Raw genomic sequence first — 19,414 nt, forward strand, 5'->3', positions numbered from 1 at the left:
TCCCCGAGATCGAGACGCGCCAGGTCGTCTACACCTCCCGGGACGGGACCGAGGTGCGCCGGCGAGGCCGCCCGCGGCGAGCGTCGACCCCTCCGCCAGCATCGTGGTGGCCTGGGCCGGGTCGTCCATGCGGGTCTGCCCGGCGCCGCCCGGGCCGCTGCCGATCAGCGCCATCATGATCTGCTGCGCGGTCGGCCGCCGCTCCGGCTCCTTGACCAGGCAGGCCGCGATCAGCCGGTGCAGGTCGGCGGGCACGCCGTCCAGCGACGGCGGCTCGTTCATCACCCGGTTGATCACCGCGACGACGGTGTCGTCGCCGAACGGCGGGCGCCCGGTCGCGGCGAACACCATCGTGGTGGCCCAGGCCCACACGTCCACGGCCTCGGTGAGGGTGGCGCCCGCCACCTGCTCGGGCGCCATGTAGGACGGGGTGCCGATCGCCTTGGTCGCGTTGGTCTGCCCGGTGTCCAGGGCCCGCGCGATACCGAAGTCGATCACCCGGGGGCCGTCCGGGGCCATGATCACGTTGTGCGGCTTGAAGTCGCGGTGCACGATCCCGGCCTGGTGGATCGCGACGAGCGCGGTCGCGGTGCCGATCGCGAGCCGGTCCAGCGGCGCGCCGCTGATCGGGCCGGTCTCGGTGACCTGCTTGTACAGCGACGGCCCCGGGACGTACTCGCTGGCGATGTAGGGCTGGTCGCCGGCGACGTCGGCCTCCAGGACCTGCGCGGTGCAGAACCGCGCGACCTGCTTGGCCGCCTGCGCCTCCCGGACGAACCGGTTGCGCGCCATCGTGTCGCCGGCCAGGTCGGCGCGCAGGAGCTTGATCGCGGCACGGTTCCCGGAGGCGTCGACCCCGCCGTAGACGACGCCCTGGCCGCCCTCGCCGAGCCGGTCGACGATCTCGTAGGAACCGAGCCGCCGGGGGTCTCCCGGCTGCAGCTCAGGCATTGACATACTCCTCAGCCCGCGACGACGAAAGTGCTTGGGGAAGCTTTGAGCTTACGCGAGCGCGGACACGGGCACGGGACATTCCCGTCCACCACGCGACGACCCGTGATCATAGAGGGCAGGAGGCCACCGTGCGCCGCAGTTCCGGACCGTCCTGGCAGACTCGGCTGCCATGAGCATCAGCTATCCGCGGCAGAGCGCCCGCACGCGACGGTTCAGCCTCGGCGTCCCGCGCGCCTTCCAGATCGCGCCGGACGGCTCGCGCGTCGCCTTCCTGCGCACCCGCGCGGGCGACGATCCGGTGACCTGCCTGTGGACGCTGGACACCGCCACCGGCGAGGAGGAGTGCGTCGCCGACCCGGCCGCGCTGGACGTCCCGGGCGAGGAGGATCTGCCCGCCGAGGAGCGGGCCCGGCGCGAGCGCGCCCGCGAGCAGGCGGGCGGCATCGTCGGGTACGCGACCGACCGCGCCATGGGGCAGGCCGTGTTCACCCTGGGCGGGCGCCTGTACGCCGTCGACCTCGACACCGCCCTCGTGCGGGAGCTGCCCGCCCGGCCGCCCGTCTTCGACCCGCGCCCCGACCCCGCGGGCCGCCGCGTCGCCTACGTGTCCGGCCGCACGCTGCGGGTCGTGGAGCTGGACGGCGCGGACGACCGCGCGCTCGTCGAGCCCGAGTCCGACCAGGTCTCCTACGGCCTCGCCGAGTTCGTCGCCGCGGAGGAGATGGGCCGGATGCGCGGCCACTGGTGGTCGCCCGACGGCGGGACCCTGCTGGTGGCGCGGGTGGACGAGACGCCGGTGCAGCGCTGGCACATCGCCGACCCGGCCAACCCGGACCGGCCGCCGTCCGAGATCGCCTACCCGGCGGCCGGCACCCCGAACGCCCTGGTGTCCCTGGTGCTGCTGAAGGTGGACGGCGGGCGCACGGCGGTGGCGTGGGACCGCGGCATGTTCCCCTATCTCGTGACCGCCGTCTGGGACCGGCACGGCCTCCTGATCGTCGTGCAGCCACGCGACCAGCGCTCCCAGCGGGTGCTGCGGGTCGATCCGACCAACGGCGAGACCGCGCTGCTCCACACCGAGCACGACCCGGTCTGGACGGAGGTCATCCCCGGCCTGCCCGTCCGCACGCACCGCGGCGACCTCGTCTGGGCCACCGAGGACGCCGCGACCGACACCCGCCGCCTCACGGTCGCGGGCGAGCCCGTCACGCCCGGCGGCCTCCAGCTGCGCTCCGTGCTCGGCGTGGACGGCGAGTCGGTCCTGTTCACCGCCTGGGACGAGCCCACCGAGGTCCACCTCTACTCCTACGAGAACGGTGAGGTGACCCGCCTCAGCGAGGGGCAGGGCGTCTTCGGCGGCGCCAGGTCCGGGGGCGTCACCGTGGTCTCGGGCGCGCGGCTGGACCGCCTCGGCTCGCAGGCCGAGGTGCGCACGCCGACCGCGGTCCACCCCGTCGCGTCGTTCGCCGAGACCCCGGTGATCACGCCGCGGGTGGAGCTGCTGCGCGCCGGCGACCGCGAGCTGCGCACCGCCGTCGTGCTGCCCACCGGCTGGGAGCGCGGGGACGGCCGCCTGCCCGTCCTGATGGACCCCTACGGCGGGCCGCACGCGCAGCGCGTCCTCGCCGTCCAGCGCTCGTACTGCGAGGCGCAGTGGCTCGCCGACCAGGGCTTCGCCGTCGTGATCGCGGACGGGCGCGGCACTCCCGGACGCGGCCCCGCCTGGGAGCGCGCCGTGCGCGGCGACTTCGTCGGCCCCGTGCTGGACGACCAGATCAGCGCGCTGATCGAGGCGGCCCGCAAGCACCCCGCCGCCCTCGACCTCGACCGCGTCGGCATCCGCGGCTGGTCCTTCGGCGGCTGGCTCGCGGCCCTGGCCGTCATGCACCGCCCGGACGTCTTCCACGCGGGCGTCGCCGGCGCCCCGGTCACCGACTGGCGCCTGTACGACACCCACTACACCGAGCGGTACCTGGGCCACCCCGACGAGGAGCCGGAGAACTACAGCGACAACTCCCTCCTCGACAGGGCCGCCGACCTGAAGCGGCCACTGATGATCATCCACGGTCTGGCGGACGACAACGTGGTGGCCGCGCACACCCTGCGCCTGTCCTCGGCCCTCCTGGCCGCCGGCCGCCCGCACACCGTCCTCCCCCTGTCGGGCGTCACCCACATGACCCCGCAGGAAGTGGTCGCCGAAAACCTCCTCCACATCCAAGTCCACTTCCTGAAAGAGGCGCTCGCGAGCCAATGACCTCGGCGCCGACCTCGGCCACCACCTCGGCCGGCGACGACCTCAATGGCCGCGATCGCGTCCGAAGGCAGGTTCGAGCGAAGCGAGAACCTGATCGCGTAGTGAGCCGCAAGGCGAGCCGGAGCGATGCCAGCGATCGCCGCGTTCTTCGACGATGGAGGGCCGTCAGGCCCGAAGGAGGAGAAGAACGCCATCAACGCCGCCAGGAGCTCCAAAGCGCCGCGTAGGAACCTTGGGCGGCCAGGAGTTCTTCGTGGGTGCCGAGTTCGGTGATGCGGCCGTTCTCCACCACGGCCACGCGGTCGGCGTCGTGGGCGGTGTGGAGGCGGTGGGCGATGGCGACGACGGTCCGGCCGTCCAGGACGGCGGCGAGCGAGCGTTCCAGGCGGCGGGCCGCACGCGGGTCGAGCAGGGACGTCGCCTCGTCCAGGACGAGCGTGTGCGGGTCGGCGAGGACGAGCCGGGCCAGCGCGAGCTGCTGGGCCTGGGCGGGCGACAGGGGCTCGCCGCCCGAGCCGACGGCGGTGTCGAGGCCGGGGCCGTCCCAGTCGACGGCGGCCAGGGCCTGGCGGACGTCGTCGTCGGAGGCGCCCTCGCGGGCCATCACGAGGTTCTCGCGGAGGGTGCCGCGGAACACGTGGTGCTCCTGGGTGACCAGCGCGACGTGGCCGCGCAGGTCGTCCAGGGGCAGCTCGACCAGCGGGACGCCGCCGCCCGCGCCCACGGTGACCGCGCCCGCGCGCGGCCCGTCGACGCCGGCGAGGAGGCGGCCGAGCGTCGACTTGCCCGCGCCGCTGGGCCCGACCATCGCCAGGCGCTCGCCCGGCCTCAGGTCGAGATCCACGCCGTGCAGGACGTCGTGGCCGCGGCGGTAGGAGTAGTGGACGCCGCGCGCCGCGATCCGCTCGCCGGCGGGGCGGTCCCCGTTCGGCGCGCGGTCGGGCGGGACCTCGCCGACGCCGAGCAGCCGGGCCAGGGACGCGCCGCCGAGCTGGAGCTCGTCCAGCCACTGCATGAGCGTGTCGACCGGTTCGATGAGCTGCTGGGCGTACAGCGTCGCGGCGGTCACCTGCGCGAGCGTGGCCATGCCGTTGATGTAGAGCAGGCCGCCGACGAGCAGGGTCGACACCACGGGCAGGACGAAGCTCATCTCCATCACCGGGAACAGCACCGTGCGCAGCCGCAGCGTGTACCGCTCGACCTCGTAGGACGCCGCGATGTCGGCGTCGCCGCGCGCGTGCCGCCGCTCGGCGAGCCCGAGGGCCTCCACGGTCCGGGCGCCCTGGACGGTCTCGGTCAGCCCGTCGGCGATGCCCGCCCACGCCGCGTTCTCGCGCAGGTAGCCCTTGTGGGCGCGGGGCAGGTACCAGCGCATCACGGCCACCAGCATCGGCACCGCGACCAGGGCGGGCAGCGCGACGAGCGGTCCGTTGACCATCAGCGCGGCGACGGTGAACCCGCCCACGACGACGGCGACGAGGGTCTCCGGCATCGCGTACCGGACGGAGGTGCTCAGCGTGTCCACGTCGCGGGAGGCGCGGGTGACCAGGTCCCCGGTGCCCGCGCGCTCGACCGTCGACAGCGGCAGGGCCATGACGCGGTCGACGAACTCCTCGCGGAGCTCGGCCAGCACCCGCTCACCCAGCTTCGCCGACGCCAGGTAGGCGTACCGGATCAGCACGCCCTGGGCGACCACGAACCCGGCGATGGCCAGGCCGGTGGTGTCGATGTCGGCGCGGCCGTCGCGGACGCCCTCCACCAGGGAGCCGAGCAGCCGCGGCGTGACGAGCCCGGTGAGGGCCGCCAGCGCGTGCAGGGCCAGCACTCCGGCGAGGTCGCGCGGGTGCCGGAGGACGAGCCGCCGCGCGTAGGCCCGCACCTGCGCGGGCGTCGCGACGGGCAGTATCCGGGCGCTCATGTGCCCGCCCTTTCCGTGGTCTCGCCCCGGGTCACGGTCGCCGCGTAGCGCGGCTCGGTGTCCAGCAGCTCCCGGTGCGTCCCCTCCGCGACGACCAGGCCGTCGCGGACGAAGGCGACGTGGTCGGCGCGGTCCAGCATCAGCGGGCTCGTCGTGCAGACGACGGTGGTGCGGCCCGCGCGCGCCTCGCCGAGCCTGCCGGCGATGCGCGCCTCGGTGTGCGCGTCCACCGCGCTGGTCGGCTCCACGAGGACGAGCACGTCGGGGTCGGCGGCGAGCGCCCTGGCCAGGCGGAGGCGCTGCTGCTGGCCTCCGGAGAACTCCCGTCCGGCCTCGGCCACGTGCGCGTCGAGCCCGACCGGGTCGACGACGTCCTCGGCGCAGGCGGCGCGGATCGCCGCCCGGAGCGCGGGCTCGCCGGCGTCCGGTGCGAGCGACTCGGCCAGCGGGCCGGAGAACAGCCGGTCCTCGTTGACCGCGACCAGGATCCGCTCGCGGACGTCCGCGACCGCGCGCAGCGGGACGCCGCCGAAGTCGACCTCGCCGTCGGTGTACCGGCCGAGGCGGTCGGCGACGGCCTGCGCGTCGCGCGGGTCGGCCGCGGCGATCGCGGTGATCCGGCCCGGCCGCACGACCAGCCCCGAGGCGATGTCGACGAGCTCGGCGTCCGCCGCCGGACGGGCCGTCCCGGCGGCGGGCAGCTCGGGGTCCAGCCGCAGCAGCGCGGTGACCCGGCCCGCCGCCACCAGCCCCTTGGTGATCTTGCTGGCGGCCTCGCCGAGCGTCTTCAGCGGGACGATCAGGAACACCGCGTACCCGTAGAACGCGACCAGCTCGCCGACGCCGATCGCCCCCCGCACGGCGAACCGGGCGCCGGCCCAGGTGACCAGCGCGATCAGCAGGCCGGGCAGCAGCACCTCGGCGCCGTTCATCCGCGTCTCGGCCCGCGCGACCGCCACCCCCGCCTCGCGCACCCGCTGCGACTCGGCGCGGTAGCGGCCGGAGAACAGCGCCTCCCCGCCGATCCCGCGCAGCACCCGCAGCCCCGCGACCAGGTCGGTGGCGTGCGTGGTCAGCTCGCCGACCAGCTCGCGGTGCGCCTGCTCCCGTTCGCGGTAGGGGCGCAGCAGCGGGGCCGCCGCCACCAGGATCAGGGGGACGCCGACCAGCACGATCAGGCCGAGCGGCGGCGACGTGGACAGCAGGATGCCGGCCACGACGACGATCGCGACCACGGCGCCCGACCCGCGCGCCACGATGTCGATGGTGTCGCCGATGTGCGAGACGTCGGAGAGGCCGACGCTCACCACCTCGCCGGCGCTCAGCCGCTTCGGCAGCGTCGAGCCGAGGCGGGTGGCCTGCCGGGTGACGAGCTGGACGGTCCGGTACGCGGCGGAGAGCCAGTTGAACACGGCGCACCGGTGCCGGAGCACGCCCGTCACGGCCTGCACGGCGCCGAGGCCGAGCAGGACCGCGGCCCACGTCACCAGGGCGCCCTCGTCCCGCGCCGCGACGCCGTCGCCGATGGCGCGGCCGAGCGCGGCGGGCATCAGGGCCTGGCTCAGCATCCAGGCCACGCCGAAGAGGGCGCCCGCGGTCACGCTGCGCCACTGGACGCGCAGCAGCGACAGCAGGTAGCGCGCGGGGGATCCTCGGTCGGCGCGGGAGGCGCTCCAGGGATCGGGGGACGTCGTCCGCCCTCGCACAACGTGGTCGGGGCCGCCAGGATCTTTCACCGGCAACGGCTTCACCCGACGAAGGTTATGCAGCGGAACTCCCGGCGCACGACTGGTTTTTCAGCAGCGCAAACGAGTTTCGGCCCGTCCGGAAGCACCGGCAAAGGCAGGCTCAGGGGGTGCGCCCGGACGCGTGGACACGCTAAGGTCGTCACCGTACGGAGCGATGCTTCCTCCGCTCCATGAGCCGGGACCCTTGGCGGCTAGGCCCACGCCGCCGCCCCGGCGCGGCCCGTGCCGCTCCCCGTTTCCGCGGGGACGAGCGGGACGACGCGGTCTTTGCCAGTGCCGTCGCCAGCCCGACATTCCGGAAGCCCTGTGAGCACCATCAGTCACCAGACGCATCCCCTCACGCCAGGTATCGAGGACAGGATCGAACTGCTCCTCATCGACGACGACCCCACCGACGTGCTCATGGTGGAGAAGATGCTCGCCGACAGCGGCCTGGACGCGGGGATCACGGTCGCCTGCGACCTGGACGCCGCGAGGCGCATGCTGACGCGGCGCGTCCAGTGCATCATCGTCGACCTGTCCACGCCCGGCATCGACCGGCTGGAGGGGCTCCGGCGGGTGCTCGCGCTGTCCGGCCCCGCCGCCGTCGTCGTGCTGACCGGCCTGGACGACGGCCGCCTCGGCGTCCAGGCGGTCGCCGCCGGCGCCGAGGACTACCTGGTCAAGCAGGAGGTCGACGGGCCGCTGCTGGCCCGCGCGATCCGCTACGCCATAGAGCGCAAGCGCTCGGAGGAGACCGAGCGGCGGCTCGTGGAGGCCCGCATCCTCGGCCGCGAGAACGCGCGGCTGGAGCGCGGCCTGCTGCCGGTCCCGCTGATCGAGGACCCGACGCTGCGGCACCACACCCGCTACCGGCCCGGCCGGCGGCGGGCGCTGCTCGGCGGCGACTTCTACGACACCGTGCAGACCGAGGGCGGCGCCGTCCACCTGATGATCGGGGACGTCTGCGGGCACGGACCCGACGAGGCGGCCCTCGGCGTCCAGCTCCGCATGGCGTGGCGGACGCTCGTCCTCGCCGGGCACACCGGCGAGCAGCTGCTCGGCACCCTCGACACCGTCCTCGGGCACGAGCGGCGCAGCGAGGAGATCTTCACCACCCTCTGCATGGTCACGATCGCGCCGTCCCGGCGGACCGCGCGCATGCACCTCGCCGGCCACCCCGCGCCGCTGCTGTTCCGCGGGGAGCCGGGGGCGGGCGGCGAGGTCGCGGCCCTCCCCGACTACGCCCACGGCCCGGCCCTCGGCCTGGTGCCCGGCGCCGAGTGGCCGACCACCGAGATCGACCTCGGCGAGTCGTGGAGCCTGATGCTCTACACCGACGGCCTGATCGAGGGGCGGGTCGGCGAGGGCTCGGACCGGCTCGGCACCGAGGGCCTGGTCGGCCTGGCCCGCACCGCGCGCACCGGGGGCGCGGCCGGACGGTCGCTGATCGACGCCCTGGTGACCGAGGTGGAGCGCCTCAACGGCGACGCCCTGACCGACGACCTGGCCGTCCTGCTGCTGTCGCGCCAGGCCGGATCGGACCGGCCAGGGCGCTGACCACAAGCCCCTGACCTCCGTCAATGTCTTCTGGGTCACTCCCCGGCAGAGTTCCCCCACCGCCTGTGAAGTCCCTCACCCGCACCTGTGTCACGGAACGGCCACAAGGCGCGTGCGGCGTGTGTTCATAGCCTGTGGCTATCGCCACCAGTGCGCTCATGACTTGGAACGAATCGCCGAGCCGGACATAACGTGCAGGTCGTGGCTATAGCGATACCTGCGATCTACCGATCCACCGTCGGCAAGAAGGCCGTGATGGCCGTCACCGGCGGCGTCCTCGTGCTGTTCCTGGTCCTGCACATGATCGGGAACCTGAAGATCTTCCTCGGTGCGGAGGATTTCAACCACTACGCCGAGTGGCTGCGCACGATGGGTGAGCCCGCGGTGCCGCGGCGGACGGTGCTGACGGCCCTCGAGCTGGTGCTCGGCGTCTCCGTCGTGCTGCACATGTGGTCGGCGGTGTCGCTCGCCAAGCGCGCGGCGCACGCGCGTCCCGTGAAGTACCAGTCGAAGAAGAAGTCGCACGCGCAGGGCTACGCCGTCCGGACGATGCGGTACGGCGGGATCATCATCGCCGTCTACGTCATCTGGCACCTGCTGGACCTCACGTTCTTCGCCCTGAACCCCAAGGGCGCCGACGCCACCCCCTACGACCGGGTGGTCGCCGACTTCGACCCGTCCCGCTGGTACATCACGGTCTGGTACGTCGTCGCGGTCCTGCTGGTGGGCCTCCACCTCAACCACGGCATCTGGAGCGCGTTCCAGACGCTGGGATTGCGCACCCCCCGCAGCCACAACGCCCTCAGGGGCCTCGCCGCGACCACCGCCGCGCTCGTCACGCTCGGCTTCGTCGCCGTCCCCGTCTCCATCACGTTCGGATGGGTGAGCTGATCCATGGCAGCTGACGACATGACAACCGGCTTCTACACGACCGGCGAGCCGATCGCCGACGCCAAGGCCCCGGCGGGCGCCATCGAGGAGCGCTGGACGACCCGCAAGTTCGAGGCCAAGCAGGTCAACCCGGCCAACAAGCGCAAGAAGAAGATCATCATCATCGGCACGGGGCTGGCCGGCGGCTCGGCCGGGGCCACCCTCGGCGAGGCCGGCTACCACGTCCAGCAGTTCTGCTTCCAGGACTCCCCGCGCCGCGCCCACTCGATCGCCGCGCAGGGCGGGATCAACGCCGCCAAGAACTACCGCAACGACGGCGACAGCGTGTACCGGCTGTTCTACGAGACGGTCAAGGGCGGCGACTTCCGGTCCCGCGAGTCCAACGTGTACCGGCTCGCCGACATCTCGCGGCAGATCATCGACCAGTGCGTCGCGCAGGGCGTCCCGTTCGCCCGCGAGTACGGCGGCCTGCTCGACAACCGCTCCTTCGGCGGCACGCAGGTCTCCCGCACGTTCTACGCGCGCGGGCAGACGGGCCAGCAGCTGCTCCTCGGCGCCTACCAGGCGCTGATGCGGCAGGTGGACGCCGGGAACGTGGAGCTGTACCCGCGGCACGAGATGCTCGACCTGATCATGGAGGACGGGCGGGCGCGCGGCGTCGTCGTCCGGAACCTGATCAACGGCGAGGTCAAGCACTACACGGCGGACGCGGTGGTGCTGGCGTCCGGCGGCTACGGCAACGTGTACTTCCTGTCCACGAACGCGATGGGCTCGAACGTCACCGCGTCCTGGCGCGCCCACCGGCACGGCGCCCTGTTCGCCAACCCCTGCTACACCCAGATCCACCCGACGTGCATCCCGGTCAGCGGCGACCACCAGTCGAAGCTGACGCTGATGTCGGAGTCGCTGCGCAACGACGGCCGCGTGTGGGTGCCGAAGAAGGCCGGCGACACCCGCAGGCCGTACGACATCCCCGAGGACGAGCGCGACTACTACCTGGAGCGCATCTACCCGTCCTTCGGCAACCTCGTCCCGCGCGACATCGCCTCCCGCGCGGCCAAGAACGTCTGCGACGAGGGGCGCGGCGTCGGCCCCGGCGGGCTCGGCGTCTACCTCGACTTCGCCGACGCGATCGCGCGCCTCGGCCGGGACAAGGTCGAGGCCAAGTACGGCAACCTCTTCGAGATGTACGAGCGCATCACCGGCGAGAACCCCTACGACACGCCGATGCGCATCTACCCGGCCGTCCACTACACGATGGGCGGCCTGTGGGTGGACTACGACCTGGAGTCCACGATCCCGGGCCTGTTCGTCATCGGCGAGGCGAACTTCTCCGACCACGGCGCGAACCGGCTGGGCGCCTCCGCGCTGATGCAGGGCCTCGCCGACGGCTACTTCGTCCTGCCGAACACCATCGGCGACTACATCGCCCGCAACAACCTCCCCCCGGTCGCCGAGACGGCGGTCAGCGAGGCGGAGGAGCGGGTGCGGACGCGGATCGAGCGGCTGCTGTCGATCGACGGCGACCGCTCCGTCGACTCCTTCCACCGCGAGCTCGGCCACATCATGTGGGAGTACTGCGGCATGGAGCGCACCGAGGAGGGGCTGCGCAAGGCGCTGGACCTCATCCCCGCGCTGCGCGAGGAGTTCTGGACGCGCGTCAAGGTCACCGGCAAGGGCGAGGAGCTGAACCAGCAGCTGGAGAAGGCGGGCCGCGTCGCCGACTTCTTCGAGCTGGCCGAGCTGATGGTCATCGACGCGCTGCACCGCGCCGAGTCCTGCGGCGGCCACTTCCGGGCCGAGAGCCAGGACGAGGACGGCGAGGCCAAGCGCGACGACGAGAACTTCGGCTACGTCGCCGCCTGGGAATGGGCCGGGGAGGGCGCGCAGCCCGTCCTCCACAAGGAGGCCCTCAACTTCGAGTACGTCAAGCCCACGCAGAGGTCGTACAAGTAATCATGAAGCTCACACTGCGCGTCTGGCGCCAGAGCGGCCCGCAGGACAAGGGCGGGATGGTCGAGTACAAGCTCGACGACGTCTCCCCCGACGCCTCGTTCCTGGAGATGCTGGACGTCCTCAACGAGAAGCTCATCGCCTCCGGCGAGGAGCCGGTCGCGTTCGACCACGACTGCCGCGAGGGCATCTGCGGCATGTGCTCGCTGGTCATCAACGGCACCCCGCACGGCCCGGAGCGCGCCACCACCACGTGCCAGCTCCACATGCGCAAGTTCAAGGACGGCGAGGTCATCGACGTCGAGCCGTGGCGGGCCAAGGCGTTCCCGGTGGTCAAGGACCTGGTCGTCGACCGGTCGGCGTTCGACCGGATGATCCAGGCGGGCGGCTACATCACCGCGCCGACCGGCACCGCCCCCGAGGCGCACTCGACGCCCGTCCCGAAGCCCGACGCCGACCGCGCGTTCGAGGCCGCCGAGTGCATCGGCTGCGGCGCCTGCGTCGCGGCCTGCCCGAACGGCTCGGCCGCCCTGTTCCTCGGCGCCAAGGTCACCCACCTCGGCCTGATGCCGCAGGGCCAGCCCGAGCGCTGGGACCGCGTCGTGTCCATGCTGGACACCCACGACGAGGAGGGCTTCGGCGGCTGCACCAACACCGGCGAGTGCACCGTCGCCTGCCCGAAGGGCATCCCGCTGGACGTCATCGGCCGGCTGAACCACGACTACCTGAAGGCGACCGCCGGCGGGAAGAAGCGGTAGCGGGCGCGGCACAGGGAGCGATCCCGGCCGCCGCTGTTCTCGGTCCCGCCCGGAGTACCGGGCGGGACCGTTCTAATGTGTCCGCATGACCGTCACACTTCTCCCCTACCACCAGGACGAACGGCTCCCCGACGCGTCCTTCCCCCTTTCCGGTCTCGACGTCGTCCCCGTGACGCCGGAACTGCCCGACGGCGACGTGTGGCAGCGCATCGCGGCGCTGTTCGAGCCGGTCGTCGCCGAGGTCGCCCGCCAGATCGACGGCGGCTCGATGCCGCGCGTGGTGTCGGGCGACTGCCTGACCTCCGAGGCCGTCCTCGCGGGCGTGCAGAAGGCGGGGGTGGACGCCGCCGTGGTGTGGTTCGACGCGCACGGCGACGTCCACACGGTGGACAGCTCGACGTCCGGCTACCTCGGCGGGATGCCGCTCCGGCAGATCCTCGGCGCCGACACCGCGCTCCTCCCCGACCGGCTGGGCCTGCGCACGCTGCCGGAGGACCGCGCCGTCCTCGTGGACGCCCGCGACCTCGACCCGGCCGAGGCGGAGTTCCTCGCGTCCTCGCAGGTCAGACGCTGCCCCGTGGACGACGTCGTGCTGCCTCCGGGCCCCCTGCTGCTGCACGTCGACGTGGACGTCATCGACGCCGCAGACCTGCCCGGGCTGAAGTTCCCGGTCGGCGGCGGGCCCTCCTACGACGCTGTCGTCGCGTCCGTCCGGCGGATCATGGCCACCGGCCGCGTGGCCGCCCTGGACGTCGCCTGCCCCTGGCATCCGCCGGAGGGCGGTGACGACGCCGTCCGCGCACGGCTGCTGAAGGACCTGCTGACCGCCTGATCCGGCGCCGGGCCGGGCCGCTCAAGCGCTTCGACAGGGGCTGATCTTGCCGTAGCATGCTGCCGCACATGCATAAGGGGGTGCATATGCACGAGCTGATGCACTGTGCAGGCGGCGCCGGCCCGGCGGTGCACCGGACCATCCTGTGCCTGGACGTCGAGGGCTACGGGCGCCGCACGAACGGGGGCCAGCTCGCCGTCCGGGCGGGCTTATACCGCGCCTTACGGCGGGCCCTCGACGAGTCCGGCGTGCCCGCGGCCTCCTGCTACTGCGAGGACCGGGGCGACGGGGCGATGATCCTCATCCGTCCGGACGTGCCGAAGGAGCTGCTGGCCGGCCCGTTCCCGGCGCGGCTGGCCGCCCTGCTGGAACGGCACAACGGCGCCGCGCCGCCGGACGCCCGCATCAGGGTCCGCGTCGCCGTGCACGCCGGCGAGATCCACCACGACGACCACGGCGTCGCCGGCACCGCGATCAACAAGGCGTTCCGGCTGCTGGCCGCCGCCCCCCTCAAGGACGCGCTGCGCGCCTCCCCCGGCGTCCTCGCACTGATCACCTCCGGCTGGTTCTTCGAGGAGGTCGTGCGGCAGAACCCCGCGTGCCGCGCGGCCGCCTTCCGTCCCGCCCTGGTCGCGGTCAAGGAGCTGCGGGAACGGGCCTGGATGCGGCCGCCGGACTCCTGGCCGCATGCGGACACCGACCGGGTCCTGCGGCTGCTCGCCCTGCACCCCGGCGCGGAGATCTCCGTCCCGGCCGCGGCCGCCCTCATCGACGTCCCCGACGCCGAGGCGCGGCTCCTGCTCGGCGACCTCGGCCTGGTGGAGCGCGCCGAGGGCCGGTACGGGGTGCCCGTCCTCGCTCCCGGCCCCGACCCCGGCCCCGGGCTCGCGCCGCACGAGCGCTCGGCCGCCGTCCGCCGCCTCCTCGGCTGGTACCTCGGCACCGCCGGCAACGCGCGCCGCCTGCTGTCCCCCGACCGCGCCGCCGCCCCGCCGCTGCCGGACGAGCCGGGCCGCGCCCTGCGCTTCGCCTCCGCGGCCGAGGCCCGGCGCTGGTGCGAGACCGAGCGGGCCAACCTGGTCGCCGCCGCCCGCGCCGCCGCCGCCGAGGGCCACCACGACATCGCCTGGCGGCTCACCCTGTTCCGCGGCGCCTGGACCGACTGGAGCGAGGCGCTCCGCGGCGGCCTGGCGTCCGCGCGCCTCCTCGGCGACGACCGCGGCGCCGCCTACGTGCTCGGCGGCCTCGGCTACGCCAGCCAGAACCGGTGGCGGTTCGAGGAGTCCGCCGAACTGCTCACCGCGGCCTGCGAGGTGTTCTCCCGGCTGGGGGACGTCCGGGGCGAAGCGTGGGCCCTGCACGGGCTCGGCTACGCCTGCCGCCGCCTGCGGCGGTACCGCGAGGCGGTCGTCCACCATCGCCGGTCCGTCCTGCTGGCCGCCGCGGTGGGCGACCGCCGCGACACAGGGCGAGCGCTGACGGCCCTCGGTTACGCCTACGCCGGGCTCGCCGACTTCGGCTCGTCCCTGGACCACTTCGAGCAGGCCCACGGCATCGCGCTGGAGGCCGACGGCCGGACCCTCGGCTGGGCCCTGCACGGGCTCGGCTACGCCCACCACGGCCTGCGCCGCCTGCACACCGCCATCGTCCACTACGAGAAGGCGCTGGACGTCTTCCGCGAGTTCGGCGACCGCCCGGGGCAGGGCGAGGCCCTCTACAACCTCGGCCGCGCCCACATGCAGATGTCCCGCCCCGACGCCGCCCGCGACTGCTGGCTGCGCGCCCTCGCCATCTTCGAGGACCTCCGGACCCCGCAGACCGCCGGCGTCGTCGCCCGGCTCCGCTCCCTCGATCCGCGATCATGAGGGCATGACCCTCCAACAGCACCTGCGCCGGGCCGCCGAAGACTCCCTGCACTCGTTCCCCGAGGAGCTCCGCCCCGACATCTACGTCATCTCGCTCCGGATCTCGCACGGCGAGTTCTCGACCGTCCACGAACTCTGGGACTACCCCTACGACCCGTACATGGCGATCGGCTACAACACCGAGAGCAACGTCCGGCAGAACCTCGAACGCTCCTCCGAGGACCCGCTGGAGGTGCGCTGGAGCTACGCCTACATGCTGCTGGAGGAAGCGGGACCGGCGGGCCACCACCCCGCCGACCCCGAGGGCACCGCCCTCTACCTGGAGGAGGTGAAGCGCCTCGGCCTCTGGTACGAGCCGGGCGGGGACGCGGAGGACGAGCAGGACGAGCAGGACGAACGGCTCTGCGCCCACTTCGACGACCTCTGCATCGACGCCGCGCGCCACCTGCATTCCACGGGCCTCGTCCAGAAGGTGCTGGGCCGTGAGGTGCCGATCGTCCTCTTCGACATGTTCCGCATCATCGAACCCGACGCCACCCAGGCAGCCAACCCGCCCCACCTCGTCCCTCCCGACTACCTGGCCCTCCAGCAGGGCTGACGCGGAGCGAGGCCGCAGGAAGCGGTCGCCCTAGACTCGTCCCTATAGGCCGATACCGGAATGCCGTCCATGTTCAGATATGGCGGGCCCCACACTGATCCGCCAGTTCCCCATCCGGGATTTCACCGCACCCGGGGCCGTGGATATACCGAGTCGTCGTCAGATCATTTCTCCCGCCTGGCCGGTTCCTGCCACGGACCGGCAATTCTGTGGACGTGGCGCACCGGAAGGAGGTTAGTTGGCCAAGGGCAGATCTTCAGGAAAGGCTCGGGCGATGAAGGCGACGCGATCGGTCTTGCCGGCTGTCATGGCCACATTGATCATATTCAATTCGGCGTCCTGCGATGACTCGGGCGGTTCGAGCGATCCCGGCGGCTCCGGCAACGGGCCGAGGTCCGCTCCGGCGTCGCACGGGCAGGGCAATCCGAGTCCGCCGCAGCTGTCGGCGTCTCCGCCACCGACCGATTCCGGTGAGGGCGGCACCCCGGCCCCCTGACGCAGGTGCCACCGACTCCGTCCGCGGCCGAGAACACCGAGGAGTCCGGCGAGCGCACTCCCGGACCGAGTGCGGGCTGGACGGCCGGCTTCCATGCCGTCGGCAACGTCCTCACCCAGACCACTCTCCTCGCCGCGGTGCTGTACTACTTCGGTTGGGCCCGAAGTTATGCGCTTTATCCTTATTTCGGAGTCGAACCCTCGATGCTTCGGCTCTCGGTGACCGACTATGTGCTCCGCAGCGTCGTCGTCACCATCCGCCCCTCGGTCATCTCGGCCCTGATAGTCCTGGGCGTGGCATGGGCGCACCGCGCGCTGAAACTGGCGGTCGCCCGGCGACCGCCCGAGGGACGCCGACTTGTTCTGCGCATCGTCACCATCGCGTGCGGCGGAATCGGGACGGCGCTTTCCGTCGCGGGCGTCCTCGGCTTTTACGACGTCGTCGTCTACAGCATCCGCTATCCGCTCGTCCCGATCTTCATAGGGAGCGGGATCGCACTGGTGATGTACGCCGCGGCCTGGAGCGGCGCGACCCCGCAGGACCCCTCCCCCGGAAGACTCGGAGGCTTCCAGGCCGCCGTGGCGGTCGTGCTCGGCGCCGTACTGGTCCTCTGGACGGTAGGGGTGTTCGCGCATCTCGATGGAGCCGACTCCGCCCGGACGATCGAACAGCGGCTCGGCGAACGTCCGGTCGTGGTTCTCTACAGCAGAACCGACCTGGGTTTGTCGGCACCGAGAACAGGCCTCCAGATGAAACGCCTTCGCATCGAGCACGGCGAGTACCTCTACCGGTACACCGGTTTGCGGCTTCTGACGTACTCCAATGGGAGATATGTCCTTCTGCCCGAGCACTGGGGCCACGCTCGCGACCCGGCCTTCGTCCTCGATGAGCGCGATGGCCTGAGATTCGAGATCCGCCACGCCTGAGCCAAGGACGGGCGCGGGAAAGGCCGTGAGGGACGTCGCGGTCAGGCCGCGGCGGGCCTGGTGGCGGGCTGGAACTTGAAGGAGACGGCTTCCATGAGGCTCTTGTGGAGGGTGTTCTGGAAGGCGGCCAGACGCCACTCGCCGTCGGCTCCGCGGACGACGGTGTTGGTCTGGAGCTTCTTGAGCCTGCCGGGAGCCTTCTTGTAGGTGTCGCCGCGGGTGAGGACGACGGCGGTGCCGGGGCCCGTGAGGCGGACGTCGATGATCTCGCAGGCCAGCCTGGTGCCCTTGAGGAAGCTGTCGAAGAGAGCCTGGGGGCGGGGGGCGGCATGTCAACATCCGGCGACGCGTCCGAGACCTACCGGCGCTATCTCAGCGCCGTCATGCTCCATGGCCACGCCGGCGCACGGGCCTGCGACCTGGGCGGCACCGACCTGTACGCGCTGAACATCCTCGATCTGGCGGGCGCGATGACCCCCGGCGAGCTGTCCGCGCGGACGGGTCTGACGACGGGGCCGACCACCCGGCTCATCGACCGGCTGGAGCAGGGCGGCTACGTACGGCGCGTCCCGTCCCCGGACGACCGGCGCAAGGTCATCGTCGAACCGGTCGGAGCGCCGGCCGACCTGGACCGCGTCCTCGCGCCCGCGCGCCGGCGGATCGGCGAGATCCTCGGCGGGTACACCGACGAGCAGCGCGAGGTGCTGTTCGACTACTTCACGCGGGCGGCGACGGCGTTCCGTGAAGCCGCGGAGGAACTCCGGGACTAGGCGTCGACCAGCGTCTCCACGCCGGCCGGGAGGCTGCCCGCCAGGGCGGCCTCCACGAGGAACGCCTGAAGGGTCTCCTGGAACGCGCGGGCCGCGTGGGTGAGCTCGACGTCCTTGCGATGGGCGAGCGCGATGGTGCGGAGCAGGCCGGGACCGTGGCGGCCGCGGCGCGCCTCCTCGTCGGCCAGGACGAGCGGAGTCCCGCGCAGGCCGGGGCGCCCGGCCAGCACCATGCTCGGGACGACCGCGATACCGAGGCCGACCTCCACGAAGCGCAGGACGGCGTCCATCTCGCCGCCCTCGACCGCGAACCTCGGTTCGAACCCCGCGGCCCTGCACGCGCTGATGGTCGCCTCGCGCAGGTCGTAGCCGGGACGGAACATCACCAGCGGGTGGTTCCGCAGGTCCTGGATGCGCAGGTACGAGCGGCGCGGGAGCTGGGGAGGCTTCGGCAGGCGCTCCGGGGCGCCCGGCTCGGGGCCCGCCGGGGAGGCCACCACCAGGTACTCGCGCAGGATCGGCGTGGTGTCCAGGGGCGGGTCGCCGTGCAGGGGAAGGATGACCAGGGCCATGTCCAGGGAGCCGCGCGTCAGCTCCCGGACGAGGTCCCGGGAGCCGCCCTCCTCGACGATGAGCTGGATCCCCGGGTACGCGTCGTGGAAGCGGCGCAGGACGTCCGCCAGCAGGCCCGCGCACAGGGACGGCGTCGCGCCGAGCCGCACCCGCCCGCGCTTGAGGCCGACCAGCTCCTGCACCTCCAGGCGGGCCGTGTCGACGTCGGCCAGGATGCGCTTCGCCAGGGGAAGCAGCGCCTCACCGGCGGGAGTCAGGGTGATGTTGCCCCGCGCGCGGCTGAACAGCGACACGTTCAGCTCGTTCTCCAGCGCGCGGATCTGCTTGGACAGCGAAGGCTGCGCGACGCGCAGCAGCTCGGCGGCCTGCGTGAAGTGGCGTACCTCGGCGACCGCGACGAAGTAGGCGAGCTGCTGCAACTGCATCCTGCACAGCGTACGGGCCACGGCGGCGCCTGCCTCGCACCGGGTCAGCGCGCCCGGCGAGGGACCAGCGCGCCCGGCACCGGGTCAGCGCGCCTGGCGGCGTAAGGCCTTGAGGTCGTGCACGATGACGCGCCGGCGGCCCGTCTCTATCCAGCCGTGCCGGCGCAGCGTGCGCAGCGCCTTGCTGACCGCCTCGCGGGACGCGCCCACCCAGCTCGCCAGCTCCTCCTGCGAGAGGTTCAGCGTGATCTGGAGACTGTCGCCCCCTGCCGCGCCCGTCCGGTCGTAGGGCACGCCGAACCGCTCCGCCAGCTCGACGAGGCGCTGCGCGACCCGGCCCGTCGCGTCGAACATGCCGAACTCGACGCGCTTGCGGTCGGCGTCGCGCCAGCGCTGGCACAGCATCCGCATGATGAGGACGGAGACGCGGCCGTGCGCCTGGAGGAACGCCCTGAACTCCTCGGCCGTCACCGCGAGCGCCCGGACCGGTTCGAGCGCCGTGACCGTCGCCGAGCGGGGCAGCCCGTCGATCGCGGCGACCTCGCCGAGCAGCGCCCCCGGACCGCGGACCGCCAGGAGGGTCTCCCCGCCCATCTCGCGGTAGGCGCACGCCTTGACCCGGCCCCGCAGCAGGATCGCCACCCAGCCGGGGTCCTCCCCCTCGACGAAGAGGGTCTCCCCCCGGTCGAATTCGCGGACGCGGCCGCGGGCCGCCAGTTCCTCGCGTTCCGCGGGAGTGAGATCGCCGAGGAAAGAACCTTCGGGGGCGCTCATGCCCACAACGCTAAAGGGCGTGAAGCGTTCCCGCCTCCCGGTAAAGAATCACGGTTCAATCACGCGTTGTGTGCACTTATCCCTACTCGAACATTCGAGGGTGCGCCAGTGTTGGACACGGCGTGCACGGCCGGAGGTCG

At 72.7% G+C, this 19,414-nt stretch carries 16 protein-coding genes and 1 pseudogene; 10 read left to right on the forward strand and 7 right to left on the reverse strand.

Annotated features, from left to right (window positions below):
* Window positions 1-951: serine/threonine-protein kinase (locus tag AB0K37_RS24960; RefSeq protein ID WP_363985001.1), on the reverse strand; the 951-nt coding region annotated here is incomplete at its 3' end.
* 172 nt (window positions 952-1,123) lie between these two features.
* Between AB0K37_RS24960 and AB0K37_RS24965 the strand changes: the two genes are divergently transcribed.
* A complete protein-coding gene (locus tag AB0K37_RS24965; RefSeq protein ID WP_363985003.1) occupies window positions 1,124-3,208 on the forward strand; it encodes a prolyl oligopeptidase family serine peptidase in 2,085 nt (694 codons plus the stop codon).
* 193 nt (window positions 3,209-3,401) lie between these two features.
* Here the strand turns inward: AB0K37_RS24965 and AB0K37_RS24970 are convergent, their stop codons facing one another.
* Window positions 3,402-5,126 (reverse strand): ABC transporter ATP-binding protein, encoded by a 1,725-nt coding sequence (locus AB0K37_RS24970; RefSeq protein ID WP_363985005.1) that lies wholly within the window; start codon window positions 5,124-5,126, stop codon window positions 3,402-3,404.
* Window positions 5,123-6,877: an ABC transporter ATP-binding protein gene (locus tag AB0K37_RS24975; RefSeq protein WP_363985007.1), complete on the reverse strand. Its 1,755-nt coding sequence runs from the start codon at window positions 6,875-6,877 to the stop codon at window positions 5,123-5,125. Before AB0K37_RS24975 ends, AB0K37_RS24970 begins: the two co-directional genes overlap by 4 nt.
* Before the next feature lie 303 nt (window positions 6,878-7,180).
* Between AB0K37_RS24975 and AB0K37_RS24980 the strand changes: the two genes are divergently transcribed.
* The 7 genes from AB0K37_RS24980 to AB0K37_RS25010 all read left to right on the forward strand — a co-directional run bounded on the left by AB0K37_RS24980 (window position 7,181) and on the right by AB0K37_RS25010 (window position 15,310).
* Window positions 7,181-8,413 carry a SpoIIE family protein phosphatase gene (locus AB0K37_RS24980; protein WP_363985009.1) on the forward strand — a complete coding sequence of 411 codons (1,233 nt, stop codon included), beginning with the start codon at window positions 7,181-7,183 and terminating at the stop codon, window positions 8,411-8,413.
* Between the two features lie 201 nt (window positions 8,414-8,614).
* The gene (locus tag AB0K37_RS24985; protein ID WP_363985011.1) at window positions 8,615-9,304 is read left to right on the forward strand and encodes a succinate dehydrogenase cytochrome b subunit; all 690 of its coding nucleotides are present in this window, start codon (window positions 8,615-8,617) and stop codon (window positions 9,302-9,304) included.
* 3 nt (window positions 9,305-9,307) lie between these two features.
* Window positions 9,308-11,260 carry a fumarate reductase/succinate dehydrogenase flavoprotein subunit gene (locus AB0K37_RS24990; protein WP_363985013.1) on the forward strand — a complete coding sequence of 651 codons (1,953 nt, stop codon included), beginning with the start codon at window positions 9,308-9,310 and terminating at the stop codon, window positions 11,258-11,260.
* Between the two features lie 2 nt (window positions 11,261-11,262).
* On the forward strand, window positions 11,263-12,015 hold the full coding sequence (locus AB0K37_RS24995; RefSeq protein ID WP_185032610.1) for a succinate dehydrogenase/fumarate reductase iron-sulfur subunit: 753 nt from the start codon (window positions 11,263-11,265) through the stop codon (window positions 12,013-12,015).
* Between the two features lie 85 nt (window positions 12,016-12,100).
* The gene (locus AB0K37_RS25000; RefSeq protein ID WP_363985015.1) at window positions 12,101-12,847 is read left to right on the forward strand and encodes an arginase family protein; all 747 of its coding nucleotides are present in this window, start codon (window positions 12,101-12,103) and stop codon (window positions 12,845-12,847) included.
* 86 nt (window positions 12,848-12,933) lie between these two features.
* Window positions 12,934-14,712: a tetratricopeptide repeat protein gene (locus AB0K37_RS25005; protein WP_363985017.1), complete on the forward strand. Its 1,779-nt coding sequence runs from the start codon at window positions 12,934-12,936 to the stop codon at window positions 14,710-14,712.
* A gap of 4 nt (window positions 14,713-14,716) precedes the next feature.
* Window positions 14,717-15,310 (forward strand): hypothetical protein, encoded by a 594-nt coding sequence (locus AB0K37_RS25010; RefSeq protein WP_363985019.1) that lies wholly within the window; start codon window positions 14,717-14,719, stop codon window positions 15,308-15,310.
* 234 nt (window positions 15,311-15,544) lie between these two features.
* Here AB0K37_RS25010 and AB0K37_RS25015 read toward each other — a convergent pair whose 3' ends face one another.
* Window positions 15,545-15,793, reverse strand: coding sequence for a hypothetical protein (locus AB0K37_RS25015; RefSeq protein WP_363985021.1), 249 nt, complete (start codon window positions 15,791-15,793; stop codon window positions 15,545-15,547).
* Window positions 15,794-15,811: 18 nt separating this feature from the next.
* Between AB0K37_RS25015 and AB0K37_RS25020 the strand changes: the two genes are divergently transcribed.
* Entirely contained in the window at window positions 15,812-16,732 is a 921-nt protein-coding gene (locus AB0K37_RS25020) for a hypothetical protein (RefSeq protein ID WP_363985023.1), read from the forward strand.
* A gap of 41 nt (window positions 16,733-16,773) precedes the next feature.
* Here AB0K37_RS25020 and AB0K37_RS25025 read toward each other — a convergent pair.
* Window positions 16,774-17,031: pseudogene (locus tag AB0K37_RS25025) on the reverse strand (SgcJ/EcaC family oxidoreductase); the annotation flags it as partial.
* 30 nt (window positions 17,032-17,061) lie between these two features.
* On the opposite strand from AB0K37_RS25025, the gene AB0K37_RS25030 reads away from it, so the two are divergent.
* Window positions 17,062-17,502 carry a MarR family transcriptional regulator gene (locus AB0K37_RS25030; protein ID WP_363985025.1) on the forward strand — a complete coding sequence of 147 codons (441 nt, stop codon included), beginning with the start codon at window positions 17,062-17,064 and terminating at the stop codon, window positions 17,500-17,502.
* Here the strand turns inward: AB0K37_RS25030 and AB0K37_RS25035 are convergent.
* Window positions 17,499-18,500, reverse strand: a complete 1,002-nt coding sequence (locus AB0K37_RS25035) for a LysR family transcriptional regulator (RefSeq protein WP_363985027.1) — start codon at window positions 18,498-18,500, stop codon at window positions 17,499-17,501. The genes AB0K37_RS25030 and AB0K37_RS25035 overlap by 4 nt on opposite strands.
* 84 nt (window positions 18,501-18,584) lie before the next feature.
* Window positions 18,585-19,274 (reverse strand): Crp/Fnr family transcriptional regulator, encoded by a 690-nt coding sequence (locus AB0K37_RS25040; protein WP_363985029.1) that lies wholly within the window; start codon window positions 19,272-19,274, stop codon window positions 18,585-18,587.
* Window positions 19,275-19,414 lie beyond the last annotated feature (140 nt).

This window comes from Actinomadura sp. NPDC049753, from assembly GCF_040674655.1.
GTDB lineage: Bacteria > Actinomycetota > Actinomycetes > Streptosporangiales > Streptosporangiaceae > Spirillospora > Spirillospora verrucosospora.

What these genes read in the sequence shown, in the direction of transcription:
- AB0K37_RS24995 (WP_185032610.1), top strand. Translation starts at nt 11,263, where the DNA reads ATGAAGCTCACACTGCGCGTCTGGCGCCAGAGCGGCCCGCAGGACAAG.
- AB0K37_RS25005 (WP_363985017.1), top strand. Translation starts at nt 12,934, where the DNA reads ATGCACGAGCTGATGCACTGTGCAGGCGGCGCCGGCCCGGCGGTGCAC.
- AB0K37_RS25010 (WP_363985019.1), top strand. Translation starts at nt 14,717, where the DNA reads ATGACCCTCCAACAGCACCTGCGCCGGGCCGCCGAAGACTCCCTGCAC.
- AB0K37_RS24970 (WP_363985005.1), bottom strand. Translation starts at nt 5,126, where the DNA reads ATGAGCGCCCGGATACTGCCCGTCGCGACGCCCGCGCAGGTGCGGGCC.
- AB0K37_RS24990 (WP_363985013.1), top strand. Translation starts at nt 9,308, where the DNA reads ATGGCAGCTGACGACATGACAACCGGCTTCTACACGACCGGCGAGCCG.
- AB0K37_RS25000 (WP_363985015.1), top strand. Translation starts at nt 12,101, where the DNA reads ATGACCGTCACACTTCTCCCCTACCACCAGGACGAACGGCTCCCCGAC.
- AB0K37_RS24965 (WP_363985003.1), top strand. Translation starts at nt 1,124, where the DNA reads ATGAGCATCAGCTATCCGCGGCAGAGCGCCCGCACGCGACGGTTCAGC.
- AB0K37_RS25040 (WP_363985029.1), bottom strand. Translation starts at nt 19,274, where the DNA reads ATGAGCGCCCCCGAAGGTTCTTTCCTCGGCGATCTCACTCCCGCGGAA.
- AB0K37_RS25030 (WP_363985025.1), top strand. Translation starts at nt 17,062, where the DNA reads ATGTCAACATCCGGCGACGCGTCCGAGACCTACCGGCGCTATCTCAGC.
- AB0K37_RS25035 (WP_363985027.1), bottom strand. Translation starts at nt 18,500, where the DNA reads ATGCAGTTGCAGCAGCTCGCCTACTTCGTCGCGGTCGCCGAGGTACGC.